Origin of the sequence: Corynebacterium sp. NML98-0116, assembly GCF_001767255.1 — a bacterium.
Taxonomy (GTDB): domain Bacteria; phylum Actinomycetota; class Actinomycetes; order Mycobacteriales; family Mycobacteriaceae; genus Corynebacterium; species Corynebacterium pseudogenitalium.
In genome coordinates this window covers 207,960-225,311 of record NZ_CP017639.1, presented here as the reverse complement: position 1 = coordinate 225,311, position 17,352 = coordinate 207,960, and the positions used below count along the sequence as shown (strand labels likewise).

Here is a 17,352-nt window from a genome sequence, read left to right as displayed (position 1 = left end):
CCGCTCCTTACTTCCGCTCGCGGACCACGCCGTTGACCTGCTCCAGCGTTCCGTGCTGGAAGTCAATCACCAGGCCACCGGCAGGGATTTCGCGCATGTCCGAGGTCGGCCAGCCCATCGCGCCCTGCTCGTAGCCGCGCTTGCCCCACTCCTCGAAGATGTCGCCGTAGAGCACCACGTGTGCGCCGGTCTCTGGCGACCAGTAGATGTTGCCCTTCTCGAACTGCTGGAAGAACCCTCCGCGGATCGCGATCTCGTTGCTCTTCGGGTAGCCCAATGCGCTCGTCGCCGTGCCCAGCTCGCCGTACTTCTCAGCGATCGCGCCGTGGACAATGTTGTGGCTCTTGTCCGGGTTGCGGGTCAGGAACCCGCCCTGGAACTTCTGCACGTAGCCCTTGCCCACCTGGTTCGCCTCAGCAACCGGGTACTTCAGGTCGCCCGTCTCGTAGCCGTTCTCGCCCCAGGCCTTGAACATGTCGCCAGGGATAGCGTAGGCGCCAGTCTGCGGCGTCCAGTAAATCGAACCGTTCTCGAAGTGCACGAAGCGGCCAACGCCGTCTGGCGTCTTGGTCTCACCGGTGGTCGGGAAGCCGAGCCAGCTCGACGCGCCACCCAGGCCGCTGTACTTCGCCAGGATCGCGCCGAACAGCGGGTACGCACCCGTCTTCGGGGACCAGAACGCGGTACCACCACGGAAGTCCTCGGCCTTGCCCTTGCCGTCAGCGACGTCGTACTCGTTATTCACGCAGCTACCGATCACACCAGACTTCGTCGCCTCAGCAATCGCGCCCACCGGGCTACAGTCCGAACCGCGGTCAGCCTCCGCCAACGCCAACGCATTCGCGATGTACGGCCAGGCCTGCGTCATCTCAAACTGCCAGTACTCCCACGAGTGCACGCCCGACGGACGGAACTTCACAACCGGCTTCACCGGCGTCCGCGACGCGTAATCGACGAAGGTCTGCGTCGACAAGCGAGAAATCACCTCAAGCCCGACACCAGCCGGGTTCGCAGCGCCCTTCGCCACCGACTCCGGGTTACCAAAGTCATCGCGGCCCGAGCCCGAGGACACGTACACCGTCATGTCCTTCAACGCCTCAATGCCAAGCTTCGGGTCGTGGTCAATCCAGTCCTGCGACCCAGCCGGGCCCCACATCGCCTCCGAGTCGTAGCCGCCCGCATCCATCTGCGCGGCCTTAATCGCCGTCGGCATACCCGTGGTTGTGGTGTCCAAGTAACCAGAGAAGGAACCCACGAACTTGAACAGGTGCGGGTTACGCTCCGCCAGGTTAATCGCGGCAGTACCACCCATCGAGATACCCACCACGGCACGGCTATCATTCGAGCGGAACTCGTTGTTGAGCACCGGGACGAGCTCCTTCGTCAAGAAGGTCTCCCACTTGTAATTCTTCCCGTTGTTCGGGCGCTGCCAATCCGAATAGAACGAAGACTCACCACCAACCGGCAGGATCACGTTCACGTTCTTGTCAGCGTAGAACTGCTCAATATTCGTCTCGATGGTCCAGCCATTCTCATCATCACGAGCACGCAGACCATCCAGCGCCCACACCTCAGGGAACTTCGCCTGCGGATTCGAGTGCCAGTCACGCGCCAGCAGGATCTGCACCTGCATCAGCTGCTCCGGCATCGCCGCCGAACGAATAAACACAGCCACGCGGCGGTTCGTCAACCACTCAATGCGGTCCACGCTCACACCTTCAGGCAGGCCCGGGATCTGCGGGTTCTTATCCACCTCAATCGGCGTCCGCTTCGGCGGGTCCGACGGCCGAATATTATCCGACAGCCCACCACGGTTACTCGACAGCGGCAACGACGACTGCGCCGCAGCCGACGTCGACAACACCGGAACTAACGACGCCACCATCGGCACCGCCGCCGCAACAATCGCAGCCTTCTTCATCCGATTCATAGGGGAACGGGTCTCACGCATGAATTTCCTGCCTCAACTCTTCTTCTGGGCTTTTGCCATTTTTTGGGTGTGCACAACCAGCGCCGCGTGCTCTACGACCAACTCCGAGGGTTCCCCTCCCCCGGAATCAACCAGCGACGGCGCCAACAAATCACTCTAAAGGTTAAGTATGCCTTGAGAGTTTAGCCACCAGACACGCCGTTGCGCCACCAAGATATTTGTTTGTGGGTGGATATCGGTGCCAAAAGACGCAATCGTTTTCGACTAGCCCTTTTTTGAACTGCAAATACGAAAAGTACCAGTTTGCGAATTGCGTCCTGTGGCACTCGCGCCCTCAGCACAGACAAAAAGAACCCCGCCAGGCGAGGCTGACGGGGGGCAAGCGCCAAGAACTACCAGGCGTTCATCACGTTGAGGATGCGAGGCTTCGTGTACTCGAGCTGCTGGCCGAACTGCTCCCAGTTGTGCAGGCCAACAGGTGTGAACACGGCGGTGTGCTTGACGCCGGTGGCCGTGGCCTTGGCGCTCCACAGGCGTGTGGTGAAGTTCGCGACCATCTCGAGCGCGATACCGGCGGCCTTGTGCTGTGGCAAGTAGCGGTCGTCGCGTGCGGATGGAGTGCCGCTTCCGGCGGAGACGTAGACGTCGCGGCCCCGGAGGTTACCCATGTTCAGGAATGGGTCGTTCTCGTAGCGGCGGGGATCAAAGATGGAGCCCCACATGGCGTTGAGGTTGTAGAGGCCGCCGTCGAGAAGTGCGAGGCGCAGCGCGGTTTGGGCGCCGGGGATGGTGGTGGTGAGGTAGCCGGAGTAGGACAGCACCTGGCGGAACTGCTGCGGGTGCAGCGCGGCGAGGTTGATCGCGGCGGTGCCACCCATGGACAGGCCGAGGATGGAGTTGTTCGTCGGGGATACGCCGAAGTGGCGCTGCAGGTATGCGGGCAGCTCCTTGGACAGGAAGGTGTCCCACTTGTAGGTGACGGGGCTGTTGAAGTTGTAGGTGGCTGGCGCGTTCCAGTCGGTGTAGAAGGAAGACTGGCCGCCGACCGGCATCACGAGGGTGATGTTGTGGTTGACGAAGGTGCGTGCTGCGTTGACGTCTTGGACCCAGGCGTTGGTGCGTTCGGTGGCGCGGAGGCCGTCGAGCATGTAGAGGCCGGCGTTGCCGCCGCGCTGAGCGGGCTGGATCTGGACGGTGATGTGGCGGCCCATTGCTGGCGACCAGACGGTGCAGCGTTGTACCCAGTAGCCGACGCGGTCCCACTCGCAGGTTCCGGTGGAGTCGGGGCGCAGCCAGTCACGGTTGGCGGCTTGTGCTTGGGGGGCGGCGACGATCATCGACAGCGCGGTCAGGAGCGCTACCACTAGGCCCATGAGTCCGTGGCGGTTCTTCATACAGCGTTTCCCTTTCTCAGCAGTTTGCTACCAAACTACACGGGTACCGCTATGGATACCCAAATCCTCGCCTTGGCTGAGCCGTGCCTGTTCGTCGTCTGTGAGGTAGCTGAGGTAGGTGGAGGGGTCGTCGGAAAGCTGGAGGGTTCGGCCGTTACCCAGCGAGTATTTGATGTTCTTCCAGAAGCGTTCGCGGCTCATTGGCTCGCGGGAGGTGGCGAGCAGCTCGGCTATTTCGGGGCTACGGAGTGCGGCGCGGGCTTGGCGTGCTTCGTCCTGGTCGATCCACTCAGGTAGCTTTGAGAGGTCGACGGCCGTGTCCGCAACTTGCCATTCGGCGGCAAGCTGCTTGTCGTGCCCGACGCGCCCTTCGGGGTCGCGCGGCATACGGGCCGCGAGCGGCGTCGCGAGGCCGACGGTATCGAGGACGCGCACGTCGAGCGGCGCGTTCATGCTGGTCATCCCGAGGTTGATCAGGTAAAGCGACAACGGGTAGGCCTGCAGTTCGCTGTCAGCCTCGGGGACGCGGGGGCGCGGGTACCAGGAGTAGAGCTCCGGGTCGCGGCTGATAAGCCCCGGTGCGATTTGGGCGGCGTGGGCGTCGCGGGCCTCGATGACAGCGTCTGTGTAGTTCGTCATGAGTTTCGAGCCCAGGAAGTCTTCGGCGTAGCGCGGCGGGTTGTCTGGTTCGCGGTTGACGGCCATCGTCCAGAATTCGCGCTCGTCTACGATGCCCAATTCTTTCGCCGACCTGCTGTGGATGTCTTCGTCGAGCGGGTGGGCACGCACCACAATTATCGACGCCCACACCACCAACACCAGCGCAACCACCAAGTTGAGGCGCGTCAGTGGGGCGGCCATCACCGGCAGCAGCAGCGCGAAGAGCGGCAGCAGCCACATGCGTCCGTGCATGAAGTCGCCGCCGACGCGTAGCACGTACAGGATGTGGATCAGCGCGCACCCCACGACGAGCGCCACGATGGCGGCGCGACGTCCGGTGACGAGGAAGCGTCGTAAAGAAATAAGGAGTACCGCGATGACCAGCAGAAGCGGCAGGTACAGCGCGTAGGGCCCGATGAAGTCCCAGGCGTACTTGGCGCCTTCGGCCCACTCGCTGCCGGAGGCGGACTTGGCCACCGCGGTGTGCGGGGTGAGCAGCCCGTAGTAGCCCATGCGGAAGATCTGGTACGCGGCGGGCACGGGCAGCGCCGCCGCCAGGATGCCGGGCGTCTTGCGCGGCGAGTACACCAGCAGGACCAGGCCGCTCAGCCCGCCGTAGAGCGCCAGCTCGGGGCGGACCAGCCAGGACAGCCCGCACCAGAAGGCCAGCCAGTAACCAACCACGGGGGCGGCGCGGCGCGCGGTGCCGCCCGCCCACTGGACGAGTAGCGCCCACCACGCCGCCAGCCACAGCAGGGACAGGCCCCACTCCAGCCCGGAGGTGGCGAAGTCGCGCGCGGGCGGCAGGGCGAAGTACACCAAGATGCCCAGCGGCACCACCGGCGCGGTGTGCCAGAACTTGCCCGCAGCGTAGGTGGCCAGCACCGCCGCGACGACCGTGCACAGCAGCGCGAGCCACATCGCGATTGTTTCCAGGCGGGCGTCGCTGACCATCGCGAAGGCGGTGATGATGTACTGCCACAGCGTGGAGGTGTTCGCCTCCACGCGCTCGCCTGCGTTGAAGACCGGGCCGTTGCCGGCCAACAGGTTGCGCACGGTGCGCAGGACGATGAGGCCGTCGTCAGACATCCAGCGCCTGGTCCACCCGCCCCAAAATGCGAACACGCCCGCAATGGCGCACGACAGCAGCAGCGTCACCCGGGCGTTGATCTTCATTGCGCCAATGTTACTAAGCCAGCGCTGGCACCACGTAAACTGCCAGCACAATGCACAGGATCCAGGCCGCGGCCAGCATCTGCAGCACGCGGTCTTCCAGGGCAATCTCGTCAGGCGCGCCGCCGTGACCACCGTCAACCTTCGCGGCGTAGCGCAGGATCGCGATCACAAACGGCACCATCGAGATCTGGTACCAGACCGCGGCCGCGCCCTCGACCGAGTTCGAAAGTTGGAAGCCCCACAGGGCGTAGCTCATCACGACGGCGGTCGCGGACAGGGTCCACACGAAGCGCAGGTAGGTGGCCGTGTAACCCTCCAGGGCCTTGCGGATCTTCGCGCCAGTCTCCTGCGCCAGCAGCAGCTCCGCGTAGCGCTTGCCCGACGCCATGAACAGCGAGCCGAACGCCGCGACCAGCAGGAACCACTGCGACAGGTCAATGTTCGCCGCCACGCCACCGGCCATGGTGCGCAGCATGAACCCGGAGGACACCAGCGCGATGTCGATGACCGGGATGTGCTTCCAGCCGAAGCAGTAGCCCAGCTGCAGCGCAATATAGATGCCAATCACGAGGGCGAGGGCGAAGCCGTCCGTCGCTAAGAAGGAGAGGCCAAGCGCTGCGACGATGAGCACCACCGCCATCGCGTAGGCCAGGTTGATCGGCAGCATGCCCGAGGCGATCGGGCGGAAGCGCTTCGTCGGGTGCTCGCGGTCACTGTCCACGTCGCGGGCGTCGTTGACCAGGTAGATCGAGGAGGCGCCGAAGCAGAACACCACGAACGCCAACAGCACGTCCAGCGCGGTGCGCGAGGTCCATGCCTCCGTCCCGGCGGCCAGTGGAGCCGCCAGCACCAGGACGTTCTTCACCCACTGCTTCGGGCGAAGGCCCTTCACCATGGCGTCGGGAAGGTTCTTCGGCGGGACGCGTACCTGCTGGTAGTCCACGCCCTCGGTGTGGGGCTCCGGCTTCAAAAAGGGTTCGTGCGGTTGCGTGTTGCTCACTTCAGCTGCCTTTCCACCTCGATCGTCGCTTTGGCGCACCCGGCGCCGAGCAAAGCACCGACAATAGTATCCGTCGGGTAGTGGACGCCAAGGAGGTTGCGGGAGAGCATCATCACAGGCACGAGCAGCAGCGGCCACTTCTTGCCCGTGATGTCCATCAGGTGCACCGCGGCCGCGCCCGTGTTCGTCGCATGCGAGCTAGGGAACGACAGTTTCGACGGGGTGGCCACGCCAATGTTCACGCGGGGGTCATGCGGCCTTGGGCGCCGCACAATCCGCTTGATGACGACGCTCGCCGCGTGCGCCACGAAGGTGCCCACGCCCAGCGCCAGCCACTTCGAGCGCCTCTTCTTATCGACGCCCGCCCCGAGCCCCGCGACGGCCAACCAGCCAAGGTCGTGCTCGCCGAAGTGGCTCAAGCCCCTGGCCGCCTTGACGGCTGCCGGGGTGTACGCCGCGTTCTGGATCGCGACGAGGATATCAGCTTCACGCTTGCTCATCGAACACCTTCCCCCAGTTCTCTGCGCTGGTCAGCGCCGGCTTCGCGGCCTCGTACTGCTGGCGCAGTTCCTGCCAGCGCTCCTTGATTTCCTCCTGTAGCGCCTTGGTGTCGCGCAGCAGGTCGTCGGCAAGCGCCTTGTTGCGCTTGCGGAATGCCACACCCGTGCCACCTGCCGTGGCCACCGTCGCCGAGTCGAGGCGGGCCAGCGTGAACCAGCGGGCCTCCTCCGCGGTGAGGTTCAGCTGCGGCGCCTGCCAGTGCTCCTGGTTCTCCTGGGTGAACTGGTGGCGCAGCGCCTTGACCGCCCACGGGATCTTCTTCAGCTTGGCCAGGCGCCCGCCGATGTTCTTGGTGGGTACGCCCGGCGCGCCCGTCGGCGCGGGCAGCTCCGTTGCGGAGGCGACGACCTTGGCGTCGTCGTAGTTTGCGCGGATCTTCTGGATGCGCGGCAGCGAGGTCTCGAGGATGTCGAACAGCTGGTCCGGGCCGGCGAGGAAGTCTTTCATGGCCTCCAGCTGGATGGCCATGGTGGAGTACTCCATGCACATGATGTGCTTGTAGGTGGACTTCAGCATGTTCTTCAGCATCGCGTCCGGGGCCTCCGGTCCGTACAGGGAGGCGACGATGAGGCGGTTACGCATGTGGAAGTAGGCCTGCCAATCGATGGCATCGTCCTTATCTGCCCAGGCCATGTGCCAGATTGCCACGCCCGGCCACGTCACCGTGGGGAAGCCGGCCTGCTTGGCGCGCAGGGCGTATTCGTTGTCGTCCCACTTGATGAACAGCGGCATCGGAAGGCCGAGCTTCTCCGCGACGACGCGTGGGAAGAGGTTCATCCACCAGCCGTTGTAGTCCACATCGACGCGGCGGTGCAGGGCACGCGACGTCGTCTTGCGAGGGTCCAGCTCTTCTTCCTCAGTGCCGAGGTAGCCCAGCGGGTACTTGGCAAAGTCGTGGTCGTACACCGCGTGCTCCGCGGCGCGGAACATGAACACATCCTTATCGACGGCCTCTCCCGTCGTCCGCAGCTGCGACCGGTCCTGCAGGTTCAGCATCTGGCCGCCGACCAGGATCGGGGCCTTCGCGTAGCGGGCGGCCTGCACCGCGCGCAGGATCGAATCCGGCTCGATCGCGATGTCGTCGTCCATGTAGAGGATGTATGGGGCGTCCGTGGTGCGCAGCGCCTCGTACATGATGCGGCCGTAGCCGCCCGAGCCGCCCAGGTTGCCCTGGCGGAAGATCTGCAGCTTACCCTGCAGGTTCTTCTCCGCTTCCTTGAAGTCCGGTAGGTCAGACGGGTGCTGGTCGCCCTGGTCGGGCATCAGCACATCGGAGATGGATTCGAGCACGAACGGGTCCTCTGCCAGCGCGTGCAGGGCGTTGACGGCGTCGCGAGGCCTATTGAACGTCGGGATGCCCACCGCGACCTGCTTCGGCTCCGGGCCGGTGGTCGTGCCGTCCGGCATCGTCTGGGCCTCCGGCTCCTTGTCGGAGAACCAACCCGCGTTGCGGATCGTCGTGTCCGTTTCCGCCGTGACGTCGAACCACAGCCAGCCGCCGTCCTCGAAGTTACGCAGCGGCAGCACTACCTCCAGCACGCCGTCGCTGGCGTCCGCGTTTTGCACAGCGATGCGCTTGCCGTCGTGCTTCGAGCGGTAAATGGAGACAGTCGCCTGCCCCTCAACCTCCATCGCCAGCACAACGTTTTCCAGCTGCGACCAGCGCCGCCAATAGGATGCCGGGAACGCATTGAAGTACGTCTCGAAGGAAACTTCCTCCCCGGCGGGGATGGATACGCTCGTCCGGTCCGCCCACGTCAAGCGCTGCTTGTTCTGCTCTGCCTCGATGAGGTACAGCATGCGGACGTCGTGCGGTTCGCCCTTCTTCGGCATCAGCACTCGCTGAAGGACTTCTACTGCAGTCGTGGTTTCCACAGGTCTCACTTTCGGTGCCTAGTTAGAGTTTCGCCCTAAGCGTAGTGCGTTCGCGGGCGCCGGTGCATGTTCGGCGCTCTCATATGTGGGTGCACATGAAAAATCTGGCGGGCACCAACCCCCTCGTCGGTGCCCGCCAGTTCGCGTTCGCTCTGTGTTAGTTGTTAGTTCGATGCGCGGTCGATCGCCTCAAGGATCGTGCGCGTATCGTACGTGAGCAAGTATTTGAGGAACTTCATGACACTCTCCCTTCGGTTTTCATTTACTTTTACTTTGTTGCCCGTTTGTTAACTTGCTGTTTACTTTAAAGAATTAGTGGGTGAAAGTCAAGCATTTATTTCCACCCACTATCTCGCTTTTATGTTTGGGCAGTTCAGGGTGACTTTTCGACGCCCCCACTGTTACCCCTGTGACTGGTGTGAAACTGTGCTAGGTTGCAACCATGAACCGCAAAGCTCTCGGAGCCCTCGCCGCCTACTGCTGCGTCGTCATTGCGTTAACAATGTGTAAAGCGTTCTTCCGCATCGGCTACCTCTGGGATCCAGCCAACCAACGCCGCCGCGGCCTCTCGCTGCAACCCCTCGCCGAGCTTCACGACGCCCAATCCTGGTTCGCGCCCATCTTCGGCTACGGCGGCAACATCGCCTTCTTCATCCCCATCGGCGTGCTCGCATACGTTGCCTTCCGCGACGCCCGCTGGGCCATCCTATTCGGGTTCGGGCTGAGCCTGGCCGTCGAAACGGGACAATACATCTTCTCGCTCGGCTACTCAGATATCGACGACCTCCTCATGAACACCGTGGGCACCCTGGTGGGCGTCGGCATCGCCCGCGCATGCGGCCCGCGGCTGCACACCTTCTGGATCATGCTCGGCTACGTCGTGCCACTGTGCTTCCTCGGCCTCGTACTCGCCGGCGAGCGACTCGGCGACCCCTCCAAGGTCACCGAAGTCTACTGACATGCACTAGCCTTGCAACCTATGGATTTCTTGATTGGCGGGGCAGGAATTTTGCTCTCAGCGTTTGCTGTCATGTTCATCTCAGGCTCGACAGGCGCCATCATCGCGGCCGCCTGCGCGATCGTGGGCGTGGTGTTCCTTATTAAAGGTGCGCAGCGCTAGCGCCTCCGCACCAGCTGGACCGCGCTCAACAACACCACCAGGCCGATGGGAATGAGGAACATAAAGAGGTTGATGATCGGCAGGGACATCTCCGCCCGATACTCTTCCCACCGCGCCACCGCCATCGACCCCCACCCGACCACCAGGCACACCGTGGCTACCCACGCCGTCACAACTGCCCTTCTGTAGCCGCGCCCCCACGCAGCTTGCGTGAACCAAACCGCGCCGCCCAGCGCAAGCAGCGCCGTCGTTGCCTCCACGATGCCGCACACCAAGGTCATAGTCATGAATTCCACGGAGCTACCGAGCAGGATCTGCGTACCGATCGCCAGCGCGAGGCACACAACCATCGCCGTCGCGTAGGTCCGGAGAATGCTTCGAGGTTCCATGTGAACATGGTACAGAGGTTTGCCGTCCTGCCCTTTTGAAAAAGTTCCCCGCCCAACTTTTTCAGTGGCCGCCATACGCGAACAGCACGTCAATCCCTCCGCTACGGACCCAACGCCCCAATCGGCGCAACAATCACACCGTCCGCACGCCTGTGGACCGGACCCCCTGAGGTCACGATGAGCAAAACTGTTTCCTGTTCAAGCTGATCCGCAAACCGTTTAAGCGTATCTGCGGCGTGGTCAAGAATCTCTGGCGTATAGCCAAGCTTCACTTCGACGAGTAAATCAACATCGTCAAAGCTGACTACAGCATCCACTTCGAGCTTTGTATTCAGCCTTGCGTGGTACACCGTCTTGCCAGTCAAAGCGCGTAATTCGTGCACAACGAGCGACTCAAACAGTTGCCCAAAATAGCGGGCATCCTGCATCAGATGATGTGGGCCTCGCTCAAGGACAGCCATGGCGAACGAAGGGTCAGCGAGGTGACGCTTGGGAGACTTTCGCAACGTTGCTTTTGTCCTCAGGTGAGTCGACCAGGCTGGTTGATCCACGGAGACGAAAATCCGAGAAAGCGCGTCAAGGTAGTCACGCGCCGTATCGCGACTCACTTCGACGTCGGTTGCAATCGTCTGTAGGCCAAGCTCTGTCCCCACGGCTCTTGCAATAGAGCGCAAAACTCTACGAACCCGTTCCGAGTCACGAGTCACATCCCCAACCGTGTGAATGTCTACGTCCGCGACTGTTTGCATGTAGTCGCGGACGTTTTGAATGGCATCTTCCAAAGAAAGATCCATATTGTAGGGCAGGCCACCACGACACATCCGATTCGCTAAATCCGCAAATGCGAGTGGCGGAGTTGCAAAAGCAGGAGACTTACCAGCAACGACATCCCGCAAAGACACCGAGCCATCCGATTCGCCGGATTCAAATAGCGTCATGGTCGACATCGTCAATCGCGCAAATCTACCTGCCCCGGAGTGGCGAGTCGCGTTCACCCCAGGCGCTGTCGAGCCTGTGAAAATGAACTGCCCTTTCGCTTTGCGCCGATCAATTTCGTGTCGTGCAAAATCCCACAGGCGAGGATGCAGTTGCCACTCGTCGACAAGGCGAGGTGCCTCCCCATCGAGCAGCCATCGCGGATCGGTAGCCATCGCCAGTGGGACGCTGGGATCGGTTTCAACATTCAAAATGCTTCCCGCTTGTCGGCTTGCCGTCTCTGTTTTCCCGCAGCCTTTTGGTCCCTGGATGAGCACCCCACCTTGCCGCCGAAGCGCTGCCTCTAATTGAGCGTCCGCAATGCGGGCAATATACGAATCCACCATGAGGATAAATCATAGCCATGAACTGCCTATTCCACACTTTGAAATGGTTTCACTCGTCATTTTGAAATACTTTTACTCGGCAGTTTGGAATGGTTTTACTCGCCACTTTGAAATCCACTCCTACCAAAACCGAAAATCTGCTACAGCCTTGCCCCCGCCTGGAATACGAGACACGTTGTGCGGCCCCGCTGCCGGGATAGCCGCGCGTAAATCTGCTAACGCCACCGAAGCCATTCCTATCCGCTCGACTGAGAGAGGCTTCATGGCTACGTCTCCATCCTCGGCAGCTCAGGCTGCAGAAAATCGGCCGCTGTCCATTATGTTTGCGGCGGCGCTTGCTGCGTTTATCGCTACGTTTAATGAAACGTTCCTCAACGTCGGCTTCACCAACATCATGGCCGACTTCAACATTGGCGTCTCGACTGTCCAGTGGCTCGCCACGGCATACATGCTGGGCGCGGCCGTCATGACGCCCACCGCGGGTTTCGTCTCCGACGGCGACGTGCTCGACGTCATCGGCGACTCCGTCCAGGCGCTCACCACACCGTATGCGCTGCTCGCGCACAACGACTCGACGGAGTTCGGTACCGACGTCGCCGTAGTCCTCGACCGGCCAATCGTCTCCATCGCGACCAAGTCCGTCATCACGGTCAACGTCAACAACGACCTCGGGCACATCTCCTCCGTCCTCGCCGATAAACACCTAAAGAAGGCGCTGGTTGTGGCGGATGACGGCACCGTCGTGGGCATCATCAACCGCTCCGACATCAACCGCTACCTCGTATCGACGTTCGTCGACCCGGTCCCGAGCGCCTAGACAAGGATTGCCCATTAGGCAAGGCATACCTTAGAGTGGTCACGTTGGGTCAGGGAGACCTAACGCGAAATTCTTTAACCACCTACGAAAGGTGCAACCTTGACACTCTTTACCCCTCGCGCCCTGAAGGGGATCGCAGCCACGTTCACTGCGGCGCTCATGCTTGCCAGCTGCTCCACCGGATCAAGCGATTCGACAACCGCTCCCGAAACCTCCAATGCCAACGGGTCAGAGGAGCGCATTGTGACAATGGGTCTCGGCGACGTCGATACGGTCCTTGCGCTCGGTGAACAACCGGTCGGTTACGCCACCTGGCAACAGGAAGGTTCGGGAGACCCTTCCGGACTTGGACCATGGGCCAAGGACAAACTCACAGTCGACCCAAACCCGATCCGGGATACGACCACCGAGTTCAGCACCGACACTGCCGAAAGAGTTGCCTCGCTCAACCCGACAAAGATCATTGCGGTGAACAGTGGTCTCGAAGCTGACAAGAAGGCGCTGCTCGAGCAAATTGCGCCAACTACCTTCCACTCGGATGCATACGAAGATTGGCAAGTGCCGTGGGATGAGCAGATTAAGGAAATCTCCAAGGCGTTGAATAAGGAAGCCGAAGGCGAAAAACTCATCGCCGATTCCGAGCAGGCTTTCCAAGATTTCCGCGAAGCTCACCCTGAGTTGCAAGGCAAAACAGCGGTAATCGGCATGCCTTACGACGGAAAGTTTGGCGTATACACCTCGGGCGACGGCCGCGGCTCCTTCATTGAAAAGCTTGGTTTCAAGATCCCAGAGAAGTTCAACGGCGATGGCTCCAGCTTCTTCCTCGACTGGTCGCCTGAAAACTACGTCGACTTCAACGACGTGGACTACCTCTTCGTGCTGGACTACTACGGCGCAATCGATGCGCTGAAGAACGACGAGAAATTCATGGACCTTGATGTCAACAAGCGTGGCGGGGTCTACTGGCTAGACACCGATACCGCCAATGCAATGAGCATGCCGAACCCCCTCACCATCCCGTACGCAATCGAGCAAATCAAAAAGTCGCTCTAGAAGTGGTGCTTACCGGGGGACAACCAGTGGGCCCCCATTTACCGGGTCGGTTGCCACGACAGCAGGCAGATCAAAAACGCTGTTCAGCAAAGTCTCCGTGACCACCTCGGCAGGCGCACCGACCGCACGAACCTCGCCACGCTGCATCACGATAAGTTGATCCGAGTAGCGTGCTGCGAGGTTCAAATCATGCAACACCATGAGCACGGTTCGCCCCTCTTGATCAGCGAGTCGACGTACGAGCGACAAGACCTCGACGGAGTGAGACAGGTCGAGGTATGTCGTCGGCTCGTCCAAAAACACGAGCGGAGTGTCCTGCGCCAAGACCATCGCGATCCAGGCACGCTGGCGCTGTCCGCCAGAAAGCCGTTCGAGTGGACGATCTGCAAACTCTGCAATATTGGTCAGTTCCATCACCGCATCAACCGCACGCGCATCCTCAGCAGAAGCCTGTCGTAGCCAAGACTGATGCGGGTGGCGTCCGCGGCTGACCAAGTCACGAACCGTCAGTCCCTCGGGGGCGACAGGCGTCTGTGGCAATACTGCTAGCTGACGCGCAATCTCTCGGCGCTTCATTTTCGACGTGTCTACGCCGTTCAGCATTACCGTGCCGCCATCGCGCGCAATAAGCCCTGCTGTAGCTCGCAACAGCGTTGACTTGCCGCAACCGTTGGGGCCGATGATTGTGGTGACACCGCCTTGGGGCACGTCGAGATCAATGCCGTCAACGATGACGGAAGCCCCATAACTCACCTTGAGATTTCGAACCTGAAGCATCATACGGACACCTTTCGTGTTGCGCGTAGCAGTGTGTAGAGCAGTGCTGCGCCACCAATCGCAGTTGTAGCTATGCCCACCGGCAAGTTCCCCGGCACCAGGGTGCGCACTGCTAAGTCTGCGCCAGACACAATCGCCGCGCCAGCGAGCATCGCTGTTCCTAAAGGTGGCGTTGCTGCTTGTGTGATCTTGCGTCCAATCTGTGGCGCAACAAACGCCACAAAAGCTATCGGACCAGACGCCGCGACGGCCACCGATGCCAGCACTACAGCCATGAGCATGAGGATGAGTTGCATATGCCGGGGCTCCACCCCGAGGCCAGCAGCCGTATCCTCCCCGAGCGAGAGCGCCTGCAGATTGAAGGCTGCCCACCGCAAGAACGGAACGACGACTGCCAGCGCAATAAGTACGGCGAGTGCATCGCGCCAGCTAGCAGAACCCACCGAGCCGGTCACCCACGCCTGCGCCTTGCCCACGTCACGATAGTCGGCGCGAACGAGCAGGAACGAGGTATATGCCATCGCCAGTGCATTGATAATGATCCCGGCGAAGACAAGCTGGAAAGACCCGAGACCCGCGCCACGGCTCAGCCACCAGATTGCCGCAGACACTGCTAATCCACCGAGGAACGCACTGAGCGGGACCCCCAGAAGATGCAGCAGCATTCCGGAGCTTCCACCAGCAAGTAACGCAGTCAATGCGAAAGCGGAGGCACCCGAAGTGACGCCCAAGATGTCTGGGCTCGCCAATGGATTCCTCGTGATGGTCTGGAAGATCGCCCCCGCAAAACCAAGCGCAGCTCCTACTCCCAAAGCAGTTACCACCCGCGGCAGACGCCACTGAACAATCACCGTACGAGCCAATTCTGTGGATTGGCCCATGAGCGCAGAAGCGACATCCCGCACCGTAAGCCCGAAGTCCCCGACTATAACGCCGCCAAGGGCCGCGGCGAAAGCCAACACCGCAAGGACACCATTCGTCACGAAAACCCGCATCACAGTTTCGCCCCTTTGCGCAAGAGGTACAGGGCAAATGGGGCACCAACGAAGGCGAGCGTGATGCCCACCTGCAATTCGCCGGGCCTGGCGATGACGCGGCCGATAACGTCGGCAAGCAAAAGCAACGTGGCCCCAGCCAACGCGGAACACGGTAGTACCCAGCGGTAATCGGGCCCCGTGAAGGCGCGCACAAGGTGTGGAACAACCAGACCGACGAACCCGATTGGGCCCGCCCCAGCCACCGCGGCACCCGTGAGCAATGCAACCAGGACGATGCCCACGGCCCGCGAGAGGGGGACGCTCACGCCAAGTGCGCTTGCCACATCGTCTCCCAAGTTCAGGAGGTTCACCCTGTTTGCCATGGCGAAGGCCCCCACTAGTCCGAGGAGAATCACCGGGGCAAGCACCGTGACCACCTGCATGTCACGCCCAGCGATAGCGCCCGCCGTCCAAAACCGCATCTCGTTGAGGCTTTGTGTATTGGTCAGCACGATGCCGCTGGTGAGCGCACTACAAACCGCGCCCAGCGCAGAACCACCGAGCACAACCATGATCGGGCTCGATCCCAGGCTCCTCATACTGAGTGTGAACACGAGCGCCACCGCAAGTATTGCGCCAAGGAATCCCACCCCAACAGTGTCCAACACCGTCATTGAGCCATGAAAGGAAATGGCTGCAGCCACCGCAAGCGCCGCACCAGGGCCTACACCCAGCAAGTTTGTGTCTGCGAGCGGGTTTCGGGTGTGTCCCTGCAGCAACGCCCCCGCTGTGCCCAAGGCTGCCCCCACCAACAGGCCGAGCAGGGTGCGCGGAACCCGAAGCTGTGCAATGATCTTCGCCTCGTCGCTGGAGGCCTCAAGCCTTTCGGCTCCTCCCGAGAATGCCAACACAATTCCGTCGCGAACCGCGCCCAACGTTGCCCCGAAACCCATTTCACGCGCCCCGAACAGAAGAGACACTAATGCCGCGCACACGGTGGAAGCCGCAAGGAAAGCGACAAGCCCTACACGTTTATCCACTTTGTAACCCCGTTATCGCCAATACCCCATAAACGACACGTGGTGGCGAGGCACACCCGCCTCTTTCACCAGGAGCCGCCGCATCGCCGTCACAGCCGTGTTCTTCCCTGCGATCCAGTAATAGGTGTGCCCTGCAGTATCCGACGTGGGACCTATCAATTCTCCACTGCTGGAATACGTGGGTGTCTCCCAGACTTCATCGAGCTGGGCTTCATCCACAAGACCAGGTTCTCCATTTTCCAACGAAGCGGAGGCACAACGGGATCCAACTTCCTGTTTCAGCTGCGCAAGAAGCAAGCCTCCATAGTCGAAGTCCCCCTCTGCACGAAAATGCCACCGGACATCAACCTGTGAAGGGGAGTCGATGGGCAGGTGATTGCCGGCGGGCACCTCGATATCAACCGAACCAGCGAGCCCCTCGGGCCAATCCTCCAGGATACGAGCCATTGCAGGCAACGCGGTTTCATCGCCGTAAAGACGGGCAATCCCAGCAGATCCGGGGTTAAATTCAATACCAACACCGGAATCATCGTCGCGGGTTGGTCCAATAATCAGCAGCTGCTGTCCAGGGTGAGCGTCTTGTGCCCACGCCGAGGCGGGACCGGGACTATCGCTGTGCAAAACAAAATCCACATCCACTTCGTCAGGGCTGTCAGCACTTCGCCGGAACTCCCGAATGGAATAGGTACGCAGGTGTCCGCGCGTGTGCTCCGGCATCGCACGCCATGTGTCCCACCACCCCTCTTCGGGAAGCTCGAACAGACCGCTGGCAGGCGGGATCAGCAGCTTGATACGCAAATCTCTGATCGGAACGGCGGGCCCCATGGCGTCGATCCCGGTGAACGTCACCCGCTGGAAACTCGGCGCAATACGTTCACTCCGGACGACGGTTGCAAGAAAAGACCTAAAACTCACCCCGTAAATTATATAGGCTTGCCTAACCTATAGAAAGTGTGAAGCGCGCAGTCCCCTAGCGCCCGCGTAGCTGGAGTCGGCTAGCCACCTTCAAAGCAGGTGACAGCAGGGGCATCATCAACCGCTACCTCGTATCGACGTTCGTCGACCCGGCGAAGTAAAAGGCGGATACATTCTCTTTAGCGATGGGTAGGACGCACTGATCGGAACCGGTTTGGTGCTTGTCCGACGCAAGCGGCCCTGAGCTTCCCTGTCACCAGGAGTGAGCGCGCTCGTTGTTCATATCGTCGTCGGCACCCATCCATTAAGCTCTGACACAGTGATTTCGACCCGCCATTTCGTCTGA

16 protein-coding genes are annotated in these 17,352 nt (G+C 61.3%); 4 read left to right on the top strand and 12 right to left on the bottom strand.

Annotated elements, in window-relative coordinates:
• Positions 1-7: 7 nt before the first annotated feature.
• From BJP05_RS00955 to BJP05_RS00930, 6 genes are all read right to left on the bottom strand, one after another.
• Complete coding sequence (locus BJP05_RS00955) at positions 8-1,951, bottom strand: alpha/beta hydrolase-fold protein (protein WP_070361776.1); 1,944 nt, start codon at positions 1,949-1,951, stop codon at positions 8-10.
• A gap of 371 nt (positions 1,952-2,322) precedes the next feature.
• Positions 2,323-3,324: an alpha/beta hydrolase family protein gene (locus tag BJP05_RS00950; protein ID WP_070361775.1), complete on the bottom strand. Its 1,002-nt coding sequence runs from the start codon at positions 3,322-3,324 to the stop codon at positions 2,323-2,325.
• A 27-nt stretch (positions 3,325-3,351) separates the two neighbouring features.
• On the bottom strand, positions 3,352-5,160 hold the full coding sequence (locus BJP05_RS00945) for a hypothetical protein (protein WP_070361774.1): 1,809 nt from the start codon (positions 5,158-5,160) through the stop codon (positions 3,352-3,354).
• A 13-nt stretch (positions 5,161-5,173) separates the two neighbouring features.
• Positions 5,174-6,160 (bottom strand): decaprenyl-phosphate phosphoribosyltransferase, encoded by a 987-nt coding sequence (locus BJP05_RS00940; protein ID WP_070361773.1) that lies wholly within the window; start codon positions 6,158-6,160, stop codon positions 5,174-5,176.
• Positions 6,157-6,660 (bottom strand): phosphatase PAP2 family protein, encoded by a 504-nt coding sequence (locus BJP05_RS00935; RefSeq protein ID WP_070361772.1) that lies wholly within the window; start codon positions 6,658-6,660, stop codon positions 6,157-6,159. The genes BJP05_RS00940 and BJP05_RS00935 overlap by 4 nt, the downstream gene beginning before the upstream one ends.
• Complete coding sequence (locus BJP05_RS00930) at positions 6,647-8,596, bottom strand: glycosyltransferase (RefSeq protein ID WP_256365700.1); 1,950 nt, start codon at positions 8,594-8,596, stop codon at positions 6,647-6,649. Before BJP05_RS00930 ends, BJP05_RS00935 begins: the two co-directional genes overlap by 14 nt.
• A 442-nt stretch (positions 8,597-9,038) precedes the next feature.
• Between BJP05_RS00930 and BJP05_RS00925 the strand changes: the two genes are divergently transcribed.
• On the top strand, positions 9,039-9,554 hold the full coding sequence (locus tag BJP05_RS00925) for a VanZ family protein (RefSeq protein ID WP_070361771.1): 516 nt from the start codon (positions 9,039-9,041) through the stop codon (positions 9,552-9,554).
• 21 nt (positions 9,555-9,575) lie between these two features.
• A complete protein-coding gene (locus BJP05_RS11235) occupies positions 9,576-9,716 on the top strand; it encodes a hypothetical protein (RefSeq protein ID WP_168156157.1) in 141 nt (46 codons plus the stop codon).
• Here the strand turns inward: BJP05_RS11235 and BJP05_RS00920 are convergent.
• Positions 9,713-10,105, bottom strand: a complete 393-nt coding sequence (locus tag BJP05_RS00920) for a hypothetical protein (protein ID WP_145945220.1) — start codon at positions 10,103-10,105, stop codon at positions 9,713-9,715. The two genes, BJP05_RS11235 and BJP05_RS00920, sit on opposite strands and share 4 nt — an antisense overlap.
• A 101-nt stretch (positions 10,106-10,206) precedes the next feature.
• Complete coding sequence (locus BJP05_RS00915; protein WP_070361769.1) at positions 10,207-11,427, bottom strand: ATP-binding protein; 1,221 nt, start codon at positions 11,425-11,427, stop codon at positions 10,207-10,209.
• Positions 11,428-11,689: 262 nt separating this feature from the next.
• Between BJP05_RS00915 and BJP05_RS11070 the strand changes: the two genes are divergently transcribed.
• Complete coding sequence (locus tag BJP05_RS11070) at positions 11,690-12,244, top strand: CBS domain-containing protein (protein WP_240492774.1); 555 nt, start codon at positions 11,690-11,692, stop codon at positions 12,242-12,244.
• Between the two features lie 99 nt (positions 12,245-12,343).
• A complete protein-coding gene (locus BJP05_RS00905; RefSeq protein ID WP_240492773.1) occupies positions 12,344-13,297 on the top strand; it encodes an iron-siderophore ABC transporter substrate-binding protein in 954 nt (317 codons plus the stop codon).
• 9 nt (positions 13,298-13,306) lie between these two features.
• On the opposite strand, the gene BJP05_RS00900 is transcribed toward BJP05_RS00905, so the two are convergent.
• From BJP05_RS00900 to BJP05_RS00885, 4 genes are read right to left on the bottom strand one after another with little or no spacing between them, the layout of a single operon-like run.
• Positions 13,307-14,077 carry an ABC transporter ATP-binding protein gene (locus tag BJP05_RS00900; RefSeq protein WP_070361767.1) on the bottom strand — a complete coding sequence of 257 codons (771 nt, stop codon included), beginning with the start codon at positions 14,075-14,077 and terminating at the stop codon, positions 13,307-13,309.
• A complete protein-coding gene (locus tag BJP05_RS00895; protein ID WP_083290998.1) occupies positions 14,074-15,069 on the bottom strand; it encodes an iron chelate uptake ABC transporter family permease subunit in 996 nt (331 codons plus the stop codon). The genes BJP05_RS00900 and BJP05_RS00895 overlap by 4 nt, the downstream gene beginning before the upstream one ends.
• Positions 15,069-16,046: an iron ABC transporter permease gene (locus BJP05_RS00890; protein ID WP_256365706.1), complete on the bottom strand. Its 978-nt coding sequence runs from the start codon at positions 16,044-16,046 to the stop codon at positions 15,069-15,071. Before BJP05_RS00890 ends, BJP05_RS00895 begins: the two co-directional genes overlap by 1 nt.
• A 57-nt stretch (positions 16,047-16,103) precedes the next feature.
• Positions 16,104-17,006 carry a siderophore-interacting protein gene (locus tag BJP05_RS00885; RefSeq protein WP_070361765.1) on the bottom strand — a complete coding sequence of 301 codons (903 nt, stop codon included), beginning with the start codon at positions 17,004-17,006 and terminating at the stop codon, positions 16,104-16,106.
• Between the last annotated feature and the right edge of the window lie 346 nt (positions 17,007-17,352).